Source organism: Nocardia sp. CY15 (genome assembly GCF_009829295.1).
GTDB lineage: Bacteria > Actinomycetota > Actinomycetes > Mycobacteriales > Mycobacteriaceae > Nocardia > Nocardia sputi.
In genome coordinates this window covers 57,812-76,190 of the sequence record NZ_VUOT01000031.1, presented here as the reverse complement: position 1 = coordinate 76,190, position 18,379 = coordinate 57,812, and the positions used below count along the sequence as shown (strand labels likewise).

Annotated in this window: 16 protein-coding genes and 1 tRNA gene; 11 read left to right on the top strand and 6 right to left on the bottom strand. The window is 66.6% G+C overall.

Annotation, left to right across the window (positions count from 1 at the left end; translation table 11 throughout):
* Positions 1–354 precede the first annotated feature (354 nt).
* Positions 355–2,163 (bottom strand): PQQ-binding-like beta-propeller repeat protein, encoded by a 1,809-nt coding sequence (locus GVY39_RS27260; protein WP_159989360.1) that lies wholly within the window; start codon positions 2,161–2,163, stop codon positions 355–357.
* A gap of 468 nt (positions 2,164–2,631) precedes the next feature.
* Between GVY39_RS27260 and GVY39_RS27255 the strand changes: the two genes are divergently transcribed.
* Together GVY39_RS27255 and GVY39_RS27250 are read left to right on the top strand one after the other, a co-directional pair.
* The gene (locus GVY39_RS27255) at positions 2,632–3,342 is read left to right on the top strand and encodes a L,D-transpeptidase (RefSeq protein ID WP_159930665.1); all 711 of its coding nucleotides are present in this window, start codon (positions 2,632–2,634) and stop codon (positions 3,340–3,342) included.
* A gap of 1,168 nt (positions 3,343–4,510) precedes the next feature.
* On the top strand, positions 4,511–4,963 hold the full coding sequence (locus GVY39_RS27250) for a hypothetical protein (RefSeq protein WP_159930666.1): 453 nt from the start codon (positions 4,511–4,513) through the stop codon (positions 4,961–4,963).
* Between the two features lie 83 nt (positions 4,964–5,046).
* On the opposite strand, the gene GVY39_RS27245 is transcribed toward GVY39_RS27250, so the two are convergent.
* Positions 5,047–5,730, bottom strand: coding sequence for a hypothetical protein (locus GVY39_RS27245; RefSeq protein WP_159930667.1), 684 nt, complete (start codon positions 5,728–5,730; stop codon positions 5,047–5,049).
* Positions 5,731–5,927: 197 nt separating this feature from the next.
* Complete coding sequence (locus GVY39_RS27240; protein ID WP_159930668.1) at positions 5,928–6,302, bottom strand: hypothetical protein; 375 nt, start codon at positions 6,300–6,302, stop codon at positions 5,928–5,930.
* A gap of 149 nt (positions 6,303–6,451) precedes the next feature.
* On the opposite strand from GVY39_RS27240, the gene GVY39_RS27235 reads away from it, so the two are divergent.
* The 6 genes from GVY39_RS27235 to GVY39_RS27210 all read left to right on the top strand — a co-directional run bounded on the left by GVY39_RS27235 (position 6,452) and on the right by GVY39_RS27210 (position 12,757).
* Positions 6,452–6,853 carry a nuclear transport factor 2 family protein gene (locus GVY39_RS27235; RefSeq protein ID WP_159930669.1) on the top strand — a complete coding sequence of 134 codons (402 nt, stop codon included), beginning with the start codon at positions 6,452–6,454 and terminating at the stop codon, positions 6,851–6,853.
* A gap of 129 nt (positions 6,854–6,982) precedes the next feature.
* Positions 6,983–7,597, top strand: coding sequence for a nuclear transport factor 2 family protein (locus GVY39_RS27230; RefSeq protein WP_201295422.1), 615 nt, complete (start codon positions 6,983–6,985; stop codon positions 7,595–7,597).
* Between the two features lie 148 nt (positions 7,598–7,745).
* Positions 7,746–9,023: a metallophosphoesterase family protein gene (locus tag GVY39_RS27225; RefSeq protein ID WP_236565782.1), complete on the top strand. Its 1,278-nt coding sequence runs from the start codon at positions 7,746–7,748 to the stop codon at positions 9,021–9,023.
* A gap of 106 nt (positions 9,024–9,129) precedes the next feature.
* Positions 9,130–10,152: an iron ABC transporter substrate-binding protein gene (locus GVY39_RS27220; RefSeq protein WP_159930670.1), complete on the top strand. Its 1,023-nt coding sequence runs from the start codon at positions 9,130–9,132 to the stop codon at positions 10,150–10,152.
* 2 nt (positions 10,153–10,154) lie between these two features.
* On the top strand, positions 10,155–11,708 hold the full coding sequence (locus GVY39_RS27215) for an iron ABC transporter permease (protein WP_159930671.1): 1,554 nt from the start codon (positions 10,155–10,157) through the stop codon (positions 11,706–11,708).
* Positions 11,705–12,757, top strand: a complete 1,053-nt coding sequence (locus GVY39_RS27210; protein WP_159930672.1) for an ABC transporter ATP-binding protein — start codon at positions 11,705–11,707, stop codon at positions 12,755–12,757. Before GVY39_RS27215 ends, GVY39_RS27210 begins: the two co-directional genes overlap by 4 nt.
* Positions 12,758–12,896: 139 nt before the next feature.
* Here the strand turns inward: GVY39_RS27210 and GVY39_RS27205 are convergent.
* Positions 12,897–12,968: transfer RNA gene (locus tag GVY39_RS27205), tRNA-Cys, on the bottom strand.
* Positions 12,969–13,081: 113 nt separating this feature from the next.
* Here GVY39_RS27205 and GVY39_RS27200 point away from each other — a divergent pair.
* Both GVY39_RS27200 and GVY39_RS27195 read left to right on the top strand, forming a co-directional pair.
* Complete coding sequence (locus GVY39_RS27200) at positions 13,082–13,633, top strand: MarR family winged helix-turn-helix transcriptional regulator (protein ID WP_159930673.1); 552 nt, start codon at positions 13,082–13,084, stop codon at positions 13,631–13,633.
* Between the two features lie 125 nt (positions 13,634–13,758).
* Positions 13,759–14,805 (top strand): Hsp70 family protein, encoded by a 1,047-nt coding sequence (locus tag GVY39_RS27195; protein ID WP_159930674.1) that lies wholly within the window; start codon positions 13,759–13,761, stop codon positions 14,803–14,805.
* Between the two features lie 49 nt (positions 14,806–14,854).
* Here the strand turns inward: GVY39_RS27195 and GVY39_RS27190 are convergent, their stop codons facing one another.
* The gene (locus GVY39_RS27190; protein WP_159930675.1) at positions 14,855–15,682 is read right to left on the bottom strand and encodes an enoyl-CoA hydratase; all 828 of its coding nucleotides are present in this window, start codon (positions 15,680–15,682) and stop codon (positions 14,855–14,857) included.
* Positions 15,683–17,060: 1,378 nt separating this feature from the next.
* Here GVY39_RS27190 and GVY39_RS27185 point away from each other — a divergent pair.
* Positions 17,061–17,489 (top strand): hypothetical protein, encoded by a 429-nt coding sequence (locus GVY39_RS27185; RefSeq protein WP_159930676.1) that lies wholly within the window; start codon positions 17,061–17,063, stop codon positions 17,487–17,489.
* Positions 17,490–17,713: 224 nt separating this feature from the next.
* Here GVY39_RS27185 and GVY39_RS27180 read toward each other — a convergent pair whose 3' ends face one another.
* A complete protein-coding gene (locus GVY39_RS27180) occupies positions 17,714–17,944 on the bottom strand; it encodes a hypothetical protein (protein ID WP_159930677.1) in 231 nt (76 codons plus the stop codon).
* Positions 17,945–18,379 lie beyond the last annotated feature (435 nt).

Below are 18,379 nucleotides of genomic sequence, written 5' to 3'. Positions count from 1 at the left end.
CCGTCGCCGCCGAACTCAACGGCCGACCACGCAAAACGCTCGACTGGGATACCCCAGCCGAGCGTCTGGCTACGCTAATCGCCGCCTAACACGACAACGAGTGTTGCGACGACCCCTCGAATCCGCCAGCCTCTGGCCAGGGGCCGTTCTCGTCAACCAGTTCAGCCGCGTCGATGACACGAGATGACACAGCCTCACCCAAGTCTTCGTCACCTCCCGCAGCGCTTCGTCCTGAGACCGTGTCTTACGTGGTTGTGATTCGTATGCGTGGTGGCGGAATCGGCTGTGCTGCATGATGACTGGTCGTGGTCGACGAGTTGTCCAGGCGTCTGGTGCCTGGCGGCGGGTGGATGTTCAGCGGGTGGGGATGAGCAGGTGATGGTTGTAGCCGGTGACCAGCGTGCCCCAGGGAGCGATCGAGAGTTGTGCGGAGATGGAGGGCGGTGGGTCCGGCCGCGTGACGAGCGTGGCTGTGACCGGAACATCGATCAGCGGTCGGTCTCCCGCGGGCGTGGGAGCGGGCCCGGCCAGCACGGTGGGTTGACCGCTGGCGAGGTCGTAGGCGACGATCCAGTTCCGATCCGCGGCACCGACGGTGACGAGTAGCGCGTTGCCACTGATCCAGGCCGGGCCGGACGGCGGAATTGTCCCGGAGATCCGCGGCGGCGCCGGCAGCGGCGCCGTCCACAGCTCGTGCCCGTCAGGCCCGGTCAGATGGGCGGTGTTGCCGGTGACCGTCAAAAGATAGCCGCGCGTCAGCGGATACCCGCCCGGGGCGTCGGCTCCGGTGTTGTCGCCGAGTTTCTGGGCGCCGAGCGGTCGGCCGGTGCGTGCATCCAGAATGTCGAGGTTGCGGGTTCGAGAGCTGGACCCGGCATCCCTTCGCAGGACCGTAGCGACGGGGTCGGTGGGATCGTCGGGGACGTTCGGGAGAGTCAGATGTTCGTGGGGAACCGATGTGCGGGTCCACAGCACCCGTCCCGATTCGGGGTCCAACGCGCCGACGATCCTCGGCTCATAGATCTCGGCGGTCTTCGATGTCGCGCAGCTGAACTGCACCGCGCCGGCTCGCACGGTCCACACGAGTTTTCCGTAGATGACCAGGCCGGGTGTGCAACCGAGGTCTTCGGCTTGGACCGTCCACATCGGGGCCCCGGTGCGGGGGTTGTTGCGCGTCAATCGTTCCGGACTGGGCTGGTTCGGGTCGGAATATTCCGACCAGCCCTGCTGCTGGTCCGGCACCTTTCCGATGTCGCGGCTCCATAGTTCCTGCCCGGTGTCGGCGGCATAGGCGTGCACCCGGCTCTCAGCGCAGGAGTCGTTGTCGCAGTATGGGTTGGTCCACCGGACCACAAGGACGCGGCTCGCGTCGGCGGTGCTCACAACGGGCTGCAGCGCTGGACGGCGGACGTACCAGCGAGTCGCTCCGGTACGCGGATCCATAACGGTCAACTGGCCGACGTGCGTGGTGTACAGACCGTAGGCGGTCACGCCGATGCTGTCGGGACCGCCGACATGGTGGGCGAGGGTGATCCGGGTGAGATCCAGCACCGGGGCCGCCGATGTGGGCTCGGGCAGCGCGGCCGCGGTGACCGTGGAGCCGACCACTCCGGCGGGTTTCGCGCTGACGACAGCGACCACCACGCACACCAGTGCCGCCGCCACCGCGAACGCTCCCGTGCCGACCGCATGAGCAACGCCGGACCGCTCGTCGTCCTTCACGTCTGCGCGAATGGCCTCCGACAGCGTGATGACGGTCGTCAGCGCCGCGACGCCGAGCAGCACTCCGGCGACCAGCCACAGCATCAGCAATCCGTATCGGGGCGAGGATGGCAACTCCTCGAACGGGATATAACCGCTGCTGTCCAGCACGCCCCACACAACCAGCAGCACTGTGATCGCCGCCGCCCACACCACGACACCGACGATCACCGCGGCCGCCGAATTCTGCCAGCCCCGCCGGCGCGAGCTTTCCACCACACGCCACAGCCGCCAACCGCCGATCGCCGCCGCGATCGCGATGATCAGGAATAGCGTTGCGGTGCTGCGAAACCGGGTGCCGTCCCACACGTGCCGGAAGTGCACGACTCCCTGGATCCTGGTGGGGACATCCATGACCTCGACCTTGGCGACGAGCCACCCCAAGGCTGCCAGCAACAACAAGCCGTCGCGTGCTCGCGCTGCTAACCATAGAGTCCTGGACTGCATCTCACTCCCCGTTGATTCTGCGTCCTGTCGTCATGCCAAGACCCCACCGACCTCAGCAGCCGGGAGGGTCGAGACACCCGGCAGCATCGCACATGCCACCCCACCATGCACCAGCTCCGTTCGACGGTCCACTCGCGGTGAGGGCTCAATACTGGGAAGCCGTAGCCCGACGACGACAAATGGCGAGTGGCACACCTCGAGCGGGCTACCTCACGCTTGCCTCAGCCATGTACCACTCGCCTACGTATCCGGTTCGAATTCCTTGCGATTGCCGCTGATCGAACCCCTACTGCGAACCTCGGACACCCGGCATCCGCCAGCGCATACGATATCCACCGCGTGGCACACTGCGTCCCGACACCGGCGTGGACGGTATCGCAGCGGGCATATGCCTACTTCCTAATCACGGGAGCGTGAACAGTTTTGACCGATGTCGGGGCTCGGCGTGGGACGGTACGGCGATGGGCCGCGGCGGGGGTTCTCGTCACCGTCGTCGCGGTACTCGGGATCGTGTTGCTGCCGAGGATCACCAGGGATCGGCCACCGTTCGATCCGGGCTCGGTTCCGGGGACTCAAGTCGTCTGGGTGACGGCGGCGGCGGGCGCGGACCGTGGGACGTTGGAACTGTGGCAGCGAGATCGATTTCGGCGCTGGGGGCGCACCTTGGCGGTACCGGCCTGGGTCGGGGCGGCCGGGATCTCGCGGGAGGCCAGAGAAGGCGCCGCGTACACGCCGGAGGGGACCTTCGCGTTGACCGAAGGTTTCGGCCGCTTGCCCGGCGTGGGCGCGCAGCTTCCCTATCTGTCGGTGGATGCGTCCAATACCTGGTGGTGGGTCTCCGACACCGAAAGCCCGCTCTACAACCAGAAATTCCAGTGCACCGAAGGCGAATGCCCGTTCGATACCACCCGCAGCGAGAATCTCGGGCGAACCGATCCGCAGTACAACTATGCGCTGGTCATCGACTACAACCGGTTTCCTGTGGTGCCGAATCAAGGCTCGGCCTTCTTCGTCCACGTCGAGGTCGGCAGGCCGACCGCGGGCTGTGTCGCGGTGAGCGACGAGATCATGCGGACGTTGCTGGCCACCCTCGAACCATCGAGGAAACCGGTCATCGGCATCTACGCGAGCTGAATCCAGCTGAGCCGGAACACTTCCCGGTATGGGGAACAAGGGCGGGCAGTCGTACCCGGCATTGCCGACACTTGCTCGGGTGGGAGTGCCGCAGTCTCGGTTCACGGTGCCCGCGAGCGCCGATGCGATTGTTGCTGTTCGCGTGTGACCGGCACCCGGTTTCGAACACGATGGTTTTGCTCGCTCGACGCTCGAGAGGGTAAGTGAGTCCGCGTCGCCGTATAACCGAAGAAGTCACCGAACAGCTCACAGAGCTCATCGGACGGACGGCGACCGCCGCTTCGCTTCCTGAGAGGCGGGTGGCCGGTCACCTCCGTACCGGGAATATCGAGAAGCTGCAAGCAGACCGCGAGTATTCCGATGTCATACGACGCTCCACGCCCTCGGCTGCGGCGCCGGGCGCTTCGAATGCCGGATCGGACTCTTCGGGCAGCGGTACGAATACTCCGCGCGGCCCTCGTCCCGACACCGGCTTGGGTCCGGAGGTCGATGAACTGGTAGCGGCCTCCCCTCGATACTCGTCCCGAAGCTCGACGACATCCAGCGAAAGGGATGGCAGATACGTCACGGCCCACCCGGAGAAAAAGGAAGTTATACGGATAGAACCAATAGAGTCATCACTATAAATCACCACTACAAGGGCAAGGCAGAGACGACAACCGCGACCCTCGCTCACGAGCTGGGGCATGCCCATGGCCCACGGCCACAAACGGTGCCCTATGACGACCAGACCTCACCCCTCCGGTGGATAGACGACAACAAGCACTTGCGCCTACGAGACGAAGGTCGTGCCCAATTCACTGCCGTCGGCGGATTGCGAGAAATATCGCAGAATCACCCGGATCATCCTCGGATAGCCGTGCCGGGCCGGCAAGGTGGACTCTACGAGTATATGTACGATATGCACCTCAACGGTGTCTCCGAGGACGAGACCATCGACCTCATGGCTCTGGGTTTCGAGAGGGAGATCATGAGTACGACCAGGGAAGAATACGGAACATTCTGGAGGCGATATTTCGAAGACGAATTCGTCGGACAGTATTTGCATTCCCGATTTCGAATGATGCTGGATCACGGGTTCATGAGTCCACGGCAGGCACTGGCGGAACAAGAGGCATTGTGGCACGCAACCCGCAGATCATAAAGGAGGATCGTCATCGACGACGACATGTTCTCGATCAGCCGGATTCGTTTTCTCATCGAAAGGGTGGCCTCTTCCGATATCACTCCGGAGACGGTATCGGAGATATTCGCGGTATCGCTACGCGAAGTCGACAGCACGAATACTCACGTTCGCGAATTCGAAGGACGCCCTGACGCCGGACCGTTCTCCACCGTGTCGCTCCGCGTCACCGGGGCGTCCGCGGTTGATGTCGCCGCGCTCTTGACTCTCATTCCCAGAAAAGAGGTTCGACTCACCCAAGCCGACTTAGCCGGTTCTTTCGCATTCTCCCGGGAAGACGTGGACGTCAATCCACATATACCCCCTGAAGGTACGATTTCGTATCGAGAAATGCTCGATGACAGGAGGATGGTGATCCTCGAGCTCACCTACCGGACGCGGTTGCTTCGTACGATCGCCATCCACGAGAAAGTCTCGACCGAGCCGGGCGGCGGGTGAGGACCGGCGCGGACCACCCGCAAGAAGGGCTCCCAGAATGGGAGCCCCTTTCGCTCGAATGGCGGGGTATGGCGTCTCGGCGGTTACGGCAGGGGTTCGGTGGGCTTGTCGGTGGCGGTCAGGACGCCTGCGTCGGCGAGATACGTGAAGACGGGGGCGGTGAGGCCCGGCGGGAGGAAGTAGAAGTGGGTTTTGGTCACGGTGCCGTTCTCGGTGGCATCGCACAGCGCGTGCAGGGCAGTCGGGTCGACGGTGAGCGCGGTCAGTTTGCCCGCCTCGTAGTCCATCTCCACCCACTTCGCGTGGATGGCGGCGCTCATGACGCTGCCGGTGAAGCTCTCCCGGTCGGAGGCGGCGCTGAGGCTCAGCTCCAAGCCGTCGTCCAGGTCGGTCGGCGTGTGCTGCCAGCGGCCGAATTCCCACCAGCGCACGAAGCTGACCGGGCCTTGCACGCCGCCGGGCAGCTTCGCGGTCGGTTCCACCGAGCGCACCCATGCGGGGGCCGCGGCCAGCGGATCGTAGGAGGTCCCGGTGACCTCGTTGTCCTCGTCCCTCCCGAATAGCAGCGCGCGCTCGCCGGGATATCTGACCAGCGAGTACCAATTGCCCTCGCCGTCGTCGCTGATCAGCCGGCCGCCCTCCACTGCGGCCGTCTGCCCGATCTCCTGTCCGCCCGCGACCCCATCGGTGTGCGTGGCGAAGGTGATCACGTCCAAGACGGTCACACGTGCCCACAGCACCTCGGGATGCGGCAACTGAAATCCCATGCCGGGCAACGTATCACCGGCCCCTTACTGCGACAACTGGATCGGCGACCGGCCGGACGACCCATTCCGGCCGGGGATTCCGTTCCGGCAAACCGGGGCGAGTAGGGCACTCACAGCGGTCTCACGAAAACAGGCGCGACAGGCAAATTCATGGCAATGAACCCGGCCCCGTTCACATCGCATTCTCGCGCAGCCGATCAGATGGAATCCGGTCCGGATTGTCCGGTGCGACGCGGGCGCAGCGCGTAGGCCGGGACCAACTGGTCGCGCACGTGCAGATCCGGACGGCCGTCGGCGAACTGGATGCTGTAGGTCACCCGGCCGATCCAGTCCCCGTCGACGGTGGGCAGCCAGTGCGTCAGGGTTCCGGGGCGCTCGCCGCGCATGATGACACCGGCGCCGTTCACGTGCCGCGGGATCCCCGGGTCACGGACCAGGATCGCGTCCAGCCGCACCCAGACCGGCCGCGGCGGGTAGGTCAGGGTCCGGTAGTAGTGGCCGGTCCTGCTCGGGTAGACCAGCTCCGGTTCCGTGCCTTCGGTTCGCGGCGTTTCATCGCTAGTCGAACCCATGTTCGAATATTAGCCAGAGGTGTGCGGCGAGCACCAGGCAACCCGGGTCTCGAATCGGGCATATGACCAAGGCCACCTGAGCCTGTCACCCGCGCTCGCGGCGATCTAATATGAATGTTCTAGAATGATCATATTAGAAGGAGTCGGAAATGTCGGCGAAGTTCGAAGTTGTCAAGGGTTTCTACGCCGCGACACAGACCGGTGACGGACCGGCGATCCTTGCCCTGCTGCATCCGGAGTTCGAAGCGCGAACCGCCCCAGGCATGCCGTGCGGGGCGGGCGGAGCCTTCCACGGGCCGCTCGCGACGATGACGCGGGTCTGGGGCGCGGTCGACCGGGATTTCGACACCGCGCCGTACGACGAGACGTGGCAGGAGACAACGGACGGCACCGTCGTGGTGACGGGTCACTATCGCGGCACGGCCCGCGCCACCGGCCGCGAGTACGAGGCCGAGTTCGTGCACCTGTGGCAGGTCGACGACGAAGGCCGCATCACGCGACTGCACCAGTACACCGACACCGCACGCTGGCACGCCGCGTTGAACGCCTGACCACGGGACCCGGCCGTCCGCCACCAGGTCGCGGCGACCTTGCGAACGGTCCGGCCGGTTTGGTTTCCGGTCGCCCGGGCACGCCTTTGCCGTAACGATCCTGGCACCGGGGGTAGACCGGAGGACGACATGGCGTATCCGCCGGGCGGGCAACCGCCGGACGATCGACCGCACTACCCGCAACAGCCGTCGCCTGGGTACGGACCACCCGGACCGGGGGTGCCTCCACCCGGCCCGGGTCAGCCGCCACCGGGCTACCCGCCCTGGGGTTATCCCCCGCCACCGCCGAAGAAGAGCAACACCGGATTGATCGCAGGCTTGGTGGTGATAGTCGTGCTGGTGATCACGGGCGCGGTGATCGCGGGTGTGTTGTTGACCTCGCAGGGCAAAGGTCCGCTCGCCTCGAACGAGAAACGGGTCGAGCTGGCGATCCGCGACTTCTACGAGACCCTGGACTCGCGTGGCTTCCGAGCGGCGGCCGAGCTGGCGTGTACGCACGAACGCGCCGCGTTCGAGGCGATGACCGAGAGCGAGAAGATGGAGATCGACAGCACCTCGGTTTCGGTGTCCATCGATAGGATCGAGGACATCGTCGTCTCCGGGGACACCGCGACCGCGAAGGTAACCGGCAAGCTCACCGTCGCGGTGCCCGGCGAGCAGCCCGATACCGAAACCAGCACGACCGAGCACCTGAAGAAGGAAGACGGCAAGTGGAAGGTCTGCTCCGCGGAGGGCACGCGCTGATCGAATGCACGCACGCATGACTTGCTGCGGACCCAACCGCAGAACCGTTCTCGGAGCACTGGGCCTCGCCGCACTGCTCCCCTTCGCCGGTCGCACGAAAAATGCTCGGGCACAGTCGAATTCAGCGATCGCCACGGATCTGGAAGTGGTGACGATCACCGACACCTCGGTGATCCTCACGTGGACCACGCTCGCGCCCGGCGCGGACGGCCGGCTGATCCCCGTCGATGCCGACACCCACGTGCGGATCGGTCCCGCCGACTCACCGCGCACCCCGGCGCCGGTCTTCGCCGACGATCGCCGCACACCGTTCCACCATGCCGAGATCGACGGGCTCGAACCGGGCCGCGCCTACCGTTTCGAAGCCTGGTCGGCGGGCCTGCGCGCCGCGCCCGCGCTTTCGCTCACCACGGCCGACCCCGCCGCGCCGGAAGCGCGCGGCGAGTTCACCACACTGGTGCCCCCACCCGGCCGCAGGCTGCGCACCCTGGCACTGGCCAACGACGTGCACTACGGCGAGCAGGTCAGCGGGCTGCTCGTCGGCGAGCTGCCGCCCGGCTTCCGCCAGGGCCCCGGGCTCGCTCCCTATCCCGAGGTGATGCTGGCCGCGGTACTGGAGGATCTACGCCGCCCGGACCGCGGAGCCGAACGACTGCTGCTCGCGGGCGACCTGACCGCCGAAGCCTCCGAGCACGACACCCGCTCCGTGCGGGCCCGCCTCGACGCGTGGGGAGCGCTCGGGCGGGACTACCTGGCCGTGCGCGGCAACCACGACCGGCCGCACGTCGGCGCCGAATACGCCGGTTGCACGCCCGCGCCCACCGACCACCGCGACTGCTGGGCCGACGTCTTCTCCGCACGGCAGCAACTGGTCGAACACGAGGTCGGTGGACTGCGGATACTCGGACTGGACACCAGCATGCTCGACGGGGCGGGCGGGTCCATCGAACGGCCCCAGTTCGATCGCCTCGCCGAACGCCTGCGCGCCGACCCGGACCGGCCGACGCTGCTGTTCGGCCATCACCCGGTCACCGCCGAGTCCGGACTGACCAACCTCGCCGGGCCGGGATTCGTGCTCGATCGACGCGACAGCGACGAGTTGCAGGCGCTCTACGCCCGGTGCCCGGGCGTCTTCCTGCACCACAGCGGCCACACCCACCGCAACCGCCGCACCAGGCCGGACGCGCCGTGCGCGGTGGAGTTCCTCGAAGTCGCCGCGGTCAAGGAGTATCCGGGCGGCTACAGCCTGCTGCGCCTCTACGAAGGCGGCTACATGGTCAATTTCTACAAGACGCGCACCGAGGAAGCGCGGCGCTGGAGCGCGCTCACCCGCGGTGAGTACTTCGGGCTGCTCCCGGATTACACGCTCGGCACCTGCGCCGACCGCAATCACGTTGTGCTGCGCGATTTCTCGGGACTGGCGTAGCGGGCGGGAGACTTCGCCACATCCGGGAACGTTTGCGCACGTAAGACGCGGTATCTTCCTTAGGCAAGCCTCAGCATGCACGAGGGACGCGGTCGGAAGGACGAGAATGAAGTCGGTCAGATGGAAGACGATTGCCGCCGCATCGGCCCTCATGCTGACAGCCCTCGGCCTCACGGCTTGCTCCGATTCCTCCGGCGACGCGAACGAGATCACCGTCTACAACGCGCAGCACGAATCGCTCACCAAGGAGTGGGCCGACGCGTTCACCAAGGAAACCGGCATCAAGGTGACCTTGCGCCAGGGCGGCGACACGGCACTGGGCAATCAACTGGTGGCCGAGGGCGCGGCGTCCCCCGCCGACGTCTTCCTCACCGAGAACTCGCCCGCCATGGCGCTGGTGGAGAACGCGGGCCTGTTCGCCGACGTGGACGCGAAGACCCTGGACCAGGTGCCCGCGCAGTTCCGCCCGTCCACCGGCAAGTGGACCGGCGTGGCAGCGCGCTCAACGGTTTTCGTCTACAACAAGAACAAGGTCCAGCCCGGACAGCTGCCTGCCTCGCTGCTCGATCTGGCACAACCGCAGTGGAAGGGCCGCTGGGGCGCGGGCGTGTCCGGCGCCGACTTCCAGGCGATCGTGGCCGCTCTGCTCGCGCAGAAGGGTGAGGACGTCACTCGTGCCTGGCTGAAGGGCATGAAGGAGAACGCGACACCCTTCCCGAACAATGTCGCCACCATGAAGGCGGTCAACTCCGGCGGCCCGGACGGCGGCGTCATCTACCACTACTACTGGTACCGCGACCAGGCGAAGACGAAGGAGAGCAGCGCCGATACCGCCTTGCACTACTTCAAGAACCAGGACCCCGGGGCGTTCGTCAGCGTCTCCGGCGGCGGCGTGCTGAAGGCGAGCAAGAAGCAGGAGGCGGCGCAGAGGTTCCTGGCGTTCATCGTGGGCAAGGCCGGGCAAGAGGTGCTGCGCGACGGCACGTCGATGGAATACCCCGTCGCCGGCGGCGTGGCCGCGAACCCGGCTCTGCCGCCGCTGGCCGAGTTGCAGGCTCCCGCGATCGATCCGTCGAAGCTCGATTCGAAGAAGGTCTCGGCGCTGATGACCGAAGCGGGTCTGCTGTAACCGTGACACTCCGGACCGTTGTCGCCGCGCCCCGGATCGGCAGGCCAGGGCCGGTGGTCACGGGGATCGCGCTGTTGCTGGTGGCGGCGACGTTCGTGCCGCTGGGATACATCGTTTCGACGGTCTGGTCCACCGGCCTCGATCAGGCGGCCGAGCTGGTGTTCCGGCCGAGAGTCGGTGAGTTGCTGGGCAATACGGCGGCCCTGGTGGTGTGCACTGTACCGGCCTGTGTGGCGCTCGGGGTCGGGCTGGCCTGGGTGGTCGAGCGCACCGACGTTCCGGGGAAGTCGTGGTGGGGGCCGGTTTTCGCGGCGCCGCTCGCGGTGCCCGCCTTCGTCAACAGCTACGCCTGGGTCAGCGTCTTCCCGACCATGCACGGCCTGTGGGCCGGCGTGGTGATCTCCACGATGTCCTACTTCCCGCTGGCCTACCTGCCCGCGGCCGCCACGCTGCGCCGCTTGGACCCGGCGGTGGAGGAGTCGGCGCGAGCGCTGGGCTCGGGGCCGGTCGCGGTGTTCGCGCGGGTCGTGCTGCCGCAGTTGCGCTTGGCCGTCCTCGGTGGCGGGTTGCTCATCGCGCTGCATCTGCTCGCCGAGTACGGCGCCTTCGTGATGATCCGGTTCGACACGTTCACCACGGCCATCTTCGAGCAGTACCAGTCCAGCTTCGCCGGTCCGGCGGGCAGCATGCTCGCCGGTGTGCTCGTGCTGTGCTGCCTGGCACTACTCGGGGCCGAGGCCGGGCTGCGCGGCCGGGCCCGCTACGCCCGGATCGGCGGCGGAGCGCCGCGCGCCGCCCCCCGGATCCGATTGGGGCTCGGCACGTTGCCGGTGCTGGTCGCGCTCGTCGCCGTGACGGCGGGCGCCCTCGGCGTGCCGCTGTGGACCATCGGGCGCTGGTTGCGCATCGGCGGAGCGGCGGTGTGGGATCTCACCGACCTCGGCGACGCGCTCGGGCAGACGGTCGGCCTCGCGGCCGTCGCCGCGCTGCTCACCACCCTGTGCGCGTTCCCGGTCGCGTGGATCGCGGTGCGCTCCACCTCGACGTTCGCCCGGCTGGTCGAGGGCGCCAACTACATCACCAGTTCGTTGCCCGGCATCGTGATCGCACTGGCCATGGTGACCGTGACCATCCGATGGACGCCCGCGCTCTATCAGACGGTGGGCATGGTGATCGCCGCCTATCTGCTGTTGTTCCTTCCCCGCGCGCTGGTCGGTGTGCGCGCCGGGCTCGCCCAGGTGCCGGTCGGTCTGGAGGAGGCTTCCCGGTCGCTGGGTAAGTCGGGCCCGGCGACGTTCTTCCTCGTCACGCTGCGGCTGACCGCGCCCGCCGCGGCCGCCGCCGCCGCGCTGGTGTTCGTCGCCGTGGCGACCGAACTCACCGCGACGCTGCTGCTGGCGCCCAACGGCACTCGCACGCTGGCGATGCGGTTCTGGGGCCTGTCCGGTGAATTGGACTACGCGGCCGCCGCACCGTACGCCCTGATCATGATCGTCACCGCCGTGCCGGTCACGTACCTGCTGTTCACCAACTCGCGGAAGGCGGCCGGGATATGAGTCGCGTCGCCGTCACCGATGTGTCGAAGACGTTCGGCCACACCCGGGTTCTCGACGGGATCACCCTCGACGTGCCGGACCACACGGCGACCGCCGTGGTCGGGGCGTCCGGGTGCGGCAAGACCACTCTGCTGCGGGTGATCGCCGGATTCGAGTCGCCGGACGCGGGTTCGGTGTCGATCGGAGCGCAGACCGTCGTCGGCGAGCGCGTCGCGGTGCCGCCGCAGCGCCGCAACGTCGGCTACGTCGCCCAGGACGGGGCGCTGTTCCCGCACCTGACCGTCGGCCAGAACATCGCCTACGGACTGCCCGGCCCGCGCCGCCGCAGCCGCGGGCGGGTGCACGAACTGCTGGAGATGGTGTCGCTCGACGCGTCCTACGCCGACCGGCGGCCGCATCAGCTCTCCGGCGGCCAGCAGCAGCGCGTCGCCCTGGCCCGCGCGCTGGCGCGCAAGCCGTCGGTGATGCTGCTGGACGAGCCGTTCAGCGCGCTCGACGCGGGCCTGCGCGCGACGACCAGGCAGGCCGTGGCCGAGACGCTGCGCGAAGCGGGCATGACCAGCATCCTGGTGACCCACGACCAGGAGGAGGCGCTGAGTTTCGCCGAGCAGGTCGCGGTGATGCGCGAGGGACGCTTCACCCAGGTGGGAAAGCCCCAGGAGGTCTACGCCACGCCGAAGGACCTGTTCACCGCCCGATTCCTCGGCGACTGCGTACTACTGGAAGCGGTGGTCGAAGCCGGCGTGGCCAAGTGCGCGCTGGGGCGGATCCCGGTGCAGCGCGATGCCCCGACCGGGACGGTGACCATCATGATGCGGCCGGAACAGATCGTGGCCCAGCCTGTTTCGGAAGGACAGCCGGACAGCGGCCGGGTCCGCGCCGTCGAGTTCCGCGGCGCCGACGTGATCCTGTCGATCGATCTGGACGGCGCCGCCACCCCGGTCCACGTGCGCCGGGCCAGCGTCGACGCCCCGGCCGTGGGCCGGCGCGTGCGCCTGGAAGTGCTCGGCTCGGCAGTGGCGTACGCCGAGCCGACAAAGAAAGACTGATCGAAGACACCGTCGGCACAGATGCATCCCTGGCGGCATCACGTCCGCTCGGATCAGACCACACGCCGGCCGGACAGTACGCCTCGAAGTGTTCGGCTCGGCGGTGACGTGTACCGAGCCGAACACCGAGGACATCCGGAGCGAGCGGCGGGAATTGAACCCGCGTAAACGGCTTTGCAGACCGTTGCCTAAACCACTCAGCCACGCCCGCCTCGCTCTAGATAGTGTCCGCGGCGGTTCGCCCTGCCCAGCGTTACGCTCACCGTGATCCGAAGCCTGGTCGGATGTCCCCGTCCGCGTGCGGCGACATGGAATGATCGGGACATGTCTCGGCCACGCCCGCTTCCGAACGACCCGATCGAGGAGGCCCACCGTCAGTGGGTCGGCCACGGCTGGGGCGATGTCGCCGACGGCATGGCCGCGGTGACGTCGCTGGTGCGGGCGCAGCAGATCGTGATGGCGCGGGTGGACGAGGCGCTCAAACCCACCGGATTGACCTTCTCCCGCTACGAACTGCTCAGGCTGCTCAGTTTCAGCAAGACCGGGGCGTTGCCGATGGCGAAGGCCAGCGCGCGGTTGCAGGTGCACCCCACCAGCGTGACCAACACCGTGGATCGGCTGGAGGCGGCGCAGCTCGTCGAGCGCGTACCGCATCCCAGCGACCGGCGCGCCACCCTGATCGAGATCACCGACGCCGGGCGGGAATTGGTGGCGAAGGCGACCGAGGAACTCAACGCGAAAGTCTTCGCGCGGCCCGGGCTCGCGCCGGAACGGCTGCATACTCTCCTGCAATTGCTCGCCGAATTCCGACACGCAGCGGGCGACTTCGACACGGCGGAGGGAACAGCGCGCTGGTCGGCAACGGCCCCAGAGTGATTCGACGTACCGGTCGGTCGCATACTCGATCGAGCGGAGCATGCGGTGACCTCCGGGCACACCACCGGCGAATTGCCTGGCATGCCGTCTTGGCAGCGGAGGGGAAAGGGTCCACCATGTAAACCATGGTGCTGGTCTTGGGGGTATCGGCGGGCGCTGGCGGCGCCCACGCGATGCTGACACACTCCGATCAGCCACACCTACCCCCGATCGATCGCTGCGAAGTGCCGCGACGAGCCGGCGGTGGTGTCGAGGAACCGGTCTTCCAGGCGATCCACCGGATGAACGGCGCCGCCGACCGGCGCGACGAGCTGATCTCGGGAACGGCGGTGACCTGCCGCTGTCCGCTTCACGCCGACGCCATCCGCGCCGGCGTGGGCGGACGCGGCGTGACCATCGTCGACGAACCGCTCGCCCAGCTGCGCTATCTGCGCTTCACCGGCCGGCTTCCGGACAGCGGCTCGGTGATCCTCTACGACCTCGGCAGCTCGGGGCTGACCATCACCCATGCCGATTGCCGCACCGACACGATCCTGTCCAGCAAGCGCAGCACAGTACTCGGTGGCGACGGCTACGACGCGTTGTTGCGATGGCGGCTGGCCCGCGACGGCGTACTGGCCGACACGCAGGCCATTCGGCGGCACCGGGAAGAACTGAGCGAGGCCAGGGTGGTCACCGCGATCGACAACGACACCGGAGAACGGGCCGTCGTCACCCGAAGCGACCTGGCCGAGCTGTGCGCGGCGGGCATCCACCACTCCGCGTCGTTCGTGCGCCAGATCATCGACGAGACCGGCGTGCGACCGGAGGCTCTCGTGCTGCTCGGCGGCTGCACCCGAAACCCCGATATTCGCGCCGAACTCACCGAACTTATCGACCTGCCGGTCATCTACGACCCCGAACCCGACTTCGTCTCCGCGCGCGGCGCCTTGCTGCTGGCCGCCGAACGACGGGGCGGCGACGTCCGGATGGCGCGGATGCGAGCCGGAGCCACGCTGGTCCCGGTCACCGTCGACCGGCGCAAGCTCTTCGCGGCGGCCGCGGTCACCGTCGCGCTCGGAGCCACCATCGCAGGCCTGCTCGCCACGGAGAAGGACGCACCCCCGCCGGAAGGAGACAGGGTGTCCACGCCCGCGCAGATCGTCGCGCCCACACCGGGGCCCTTCGGCTGACCCGCGACGGGTGCGCCCGGCCGAACGGATCGGCCGGGCGGTACCGACGTCAGCGGTTGGTGAACTTCGCGGGACGCTTCTCGACGAAGGCGCTCATGCCTTCCTTCTGGTCCTCGATCGCGAACAGCGAGTGGAAGACCCGGCGTTCGAATCGCAGGCCCTCGGCGAGGGTCGTCTCGAACGAGCGGTTCACCGCCTCCTTGGCGATCATCGCGACCGGCAGCGACATCGACGCGATGGTCTCGGCCACCTCGAGGGCGGTGTCGAGCAGTTGCGCGGCGGGCACGATGCGCGAGACCAGCCCCGCCCGCTCGGCCTCCTCGGCATCCATGTTGCGGCCGGTGAGCACCAGGTCCATGGCCTTGGCCTTGCCGATCGCGCGGGTCAGGCGCTGCGAGCCGCCGATGCCGGGGATGACGCCCAGCTTGATTTCCGGCTGCCCGAACTTCGCGGTGTCGGCCGCGATCAGGATGTCACAGATCATGGCCAGCTCACAGCCGCCACCCAGCGCGTAGCCCGCGACGGCGGCGATGGTGGGCTTGCGGAACTGCGCCAGCCGATCCCAGCGGGCGAAGAAGTCGTCCATGAACATGTCCATGTACGACTTGGGCTGCATCTCCTTGATGTCGGCGCCCGCCGCGAAAGCCCGCTCCGAGCCGGTGATCACGATGGCCCCGATCTCGTCGTCGTGCTCGAGCTCGTCGAGCGCGGCGATGACGTCATCGAGGACCTGTGCGTTCAGTGCGTTCAGCGCCTTCGGGCGGTTCAGCGTGATCCAGCCGACCCGGCCCTTGCGTTCCAGCAGAATCGTCTCGAACTCACGCCCGCCCGTCGCCCGGCCGTCGCCCCCCACGGAATCGCTCTGCGATGCGTTCATCCCTCATGCACCCTCTTGGTCGGAACGGTTACGGATATCGGTGACGATACAACAGCGTGATTCGACGACCGCCCCGCTACATCCCTCCATCACCCTAAAGCGTTGATTTACAAAGGAATTCGCGTACGGAAGCATCCCTGAACATCCCTCTCGCTCCCTCGGCATCCTCCGGAAAATGACGGCGAATCCTCCGCCCTCATTCCCTGTAAGTCCCGGCACCAAGAGATGGAACCACAACCGAACCAATGTCTAATGCACAAGACGATCAGAATGTCAAATTGACCCCATCTTGACGATTCTGGCAACTCAATAGCAAACATTCATGCATTACGGCCCACTATTGCGTAATGCACCCTACATACCGCTGTGTGGACCAAACGGGTGTCAGACACCCTTCACGGTGGGGTGTCACACCAAACCGCGCAGCGGAAGCGCTAGCATGTTTTCCCAGGTCAAACAGCGTGTGACGTAAACCACAAAAATTGCTTCAGCAACTAATCTAGCTGCGACTTTGAAGGAAACTGGCAGTTCAGAACTACACGGATGTAAGCCCACTAGGGGTTGTGGTGACAATATTCGTCAGACACAAGGTGTAGGGTTCAACCGTCAGATGAGGTCATGAAAAAACGACCAGCCTCACACCAAATGAGGCATCCGGCGTGAGGCTAGGTCTTATACGCATACTTTGACGGGCATGCAAGCGAGACCTTACCCTCTCCCGGCCGTTTCGTCATATGCGAAGCGGCCTGTCGGGTGGTCTGGCGGAAAGAAAGAAGGCGAAATGCCTACTACGAGGATCGTGCGCACGACGCGCACTGTTCGTACTGTCCGCATTCCTGTTCGGGTCACTCGCGTGGTCCGCACGGTGACCGTCAAGCCGGCGCGGTAGGGGGCCATGATGGCTACTAAGCATCAGCCCCCGCAGGTGCCCAAGAAGGGCGGCGGCACGCAGGACCGCGACCGCAACAAGGATGGTCGCTGGCGCGAGAAGCGCGACGATGCCGGCAAGAAGCGCAAGTAGCTTCTGAGCCCTCGATCAGTGGACCCCCAGACCGCTCATGGCCTGGGGGTCCACCCGTTTGGAATGGCCATGATGTCGTGTCGCAGTCTCCTCGGGGGTGGGTCACGGTCTCGCGGAGAGGTGCCGGCGGTTTGTGTCCCCCTGACTACTTCTACCCGCCTTCCTCATACTGGCCATCCCTCAGCGGAGGGAGGGCGTGTCAAGGATGCCGATAGGCACCGCGTAGCGGACACCGGAGGTGGTCCTTGACTCGTCCGAGTGGAGCGAGACGATTTGGCCATGAGGAAGGTGGGTTGGTAACCCCTCCACACAGCGGATCTGGTTGTTCGGCAACTGGTTCCGGGGCACCATCGAGGGATGAGCGAGTCTCGTCAGCAGCGTCGTGCCCGTGAGCGTGCCGAGCAGAAGGCTGCCACCCGTCCAGGTCCGAACCTTCGCGCAGTCCCGGATCCGCCCACGTCCGATGAAGTGGGTTCGGTGAGGGTGGCGGTCGAATTGAGGTGGCTAGAAGACTTCTGGAATGCCACGTGGGGTGAGGCTGAGTCGGACGAGGCCATTGTGGAGGGGCGAGACGACCTAGAGGAGTTGATCGACGTCGTCGTCGGGCACATCGGCGAGGAGTGGGGAACCAGCGCCGATGTGCTGATCGATTGGGATCTCGATTCGGACGCTGAGGCGGAAGTGGTGGAGTTGGGGATCATGCTGCTGCCAGGGCGTGGGTCCGAGATTGCGCTGATGGAGGCCGCTCGGCTTCGCCGGACCAAGGATGACGGTCGCGATGGGTGAGTGAGCCCAGCTCGTTCTTTAAAGAACTTCCTTAAGGCGAATTCGGCAGTTGTCGTGGTGCTGTTGCCCCGCACGGGCGGAAAGGGTGTTCCCGTGCGGGGCAACTGCTTTCCCGGTTAGTCAGACCGGGGTCCGAGCCTGGGAACCGGCGTCGGTGACGGTTCCGCTGTCCGGCGTCGTTGCCGGTGGCTCGGAAGCAGGGTGGGGGCCGAAGCCCCCGGGGGTTAGGTGGCGTCGAGACCGCATCCGTTGCAGAGCAGCAGTCGTCGGCCGAGGTACCAGGTGGTGTCGAGGAACCCTGCTTGGCAGGTGTCGGGGGTGTAGGGCCACGGGTGGTTCGGGAAGTAGGCGACGAGGCGTTCGGGGGTGACGGGGTCGGTGCGGTGCTTGCAGGGCGGGAAGGGGTCCCAGACTCCGCCGATGGTCGAGATGTCGGCGTATTCGTCGCTGCGCATGAGGGTGGTTCCTTTCCGGTGGTTGTCTGACTGAGGGCGTCTCGATCACGCTCGTGGTGGGTGTCAGGAGTCGGCGAATGCCGATCACGTAGTGACGCCGTAGGCGCTCTTGATGCCCACTGCGTGCGTGATAGCCCTCGAATCAGTCAGGCCACCACCGGGGAGGGACCTGGCGACGTAGCGGCGAATGCGTCGGCGTCGGGCGTGACGGTGGCCGATCACTGCGACCGAGTGACGGGGGACGGGACCACTCCGCGGTCGTGGGCATGTCGGGGCTGTCCGTGGCCCTACACCCCCGTCACCTGCTGACGGACCGGGCCACCTGGTACCTCGGCCGACGACTGCTGCTCTGCAACGGATGCGGGACGGGACCACAGCCGGTGGACCGGGCACCTGGCCGGACGGATCGGTGATCGACGGCGGGAGGTAGGTCGG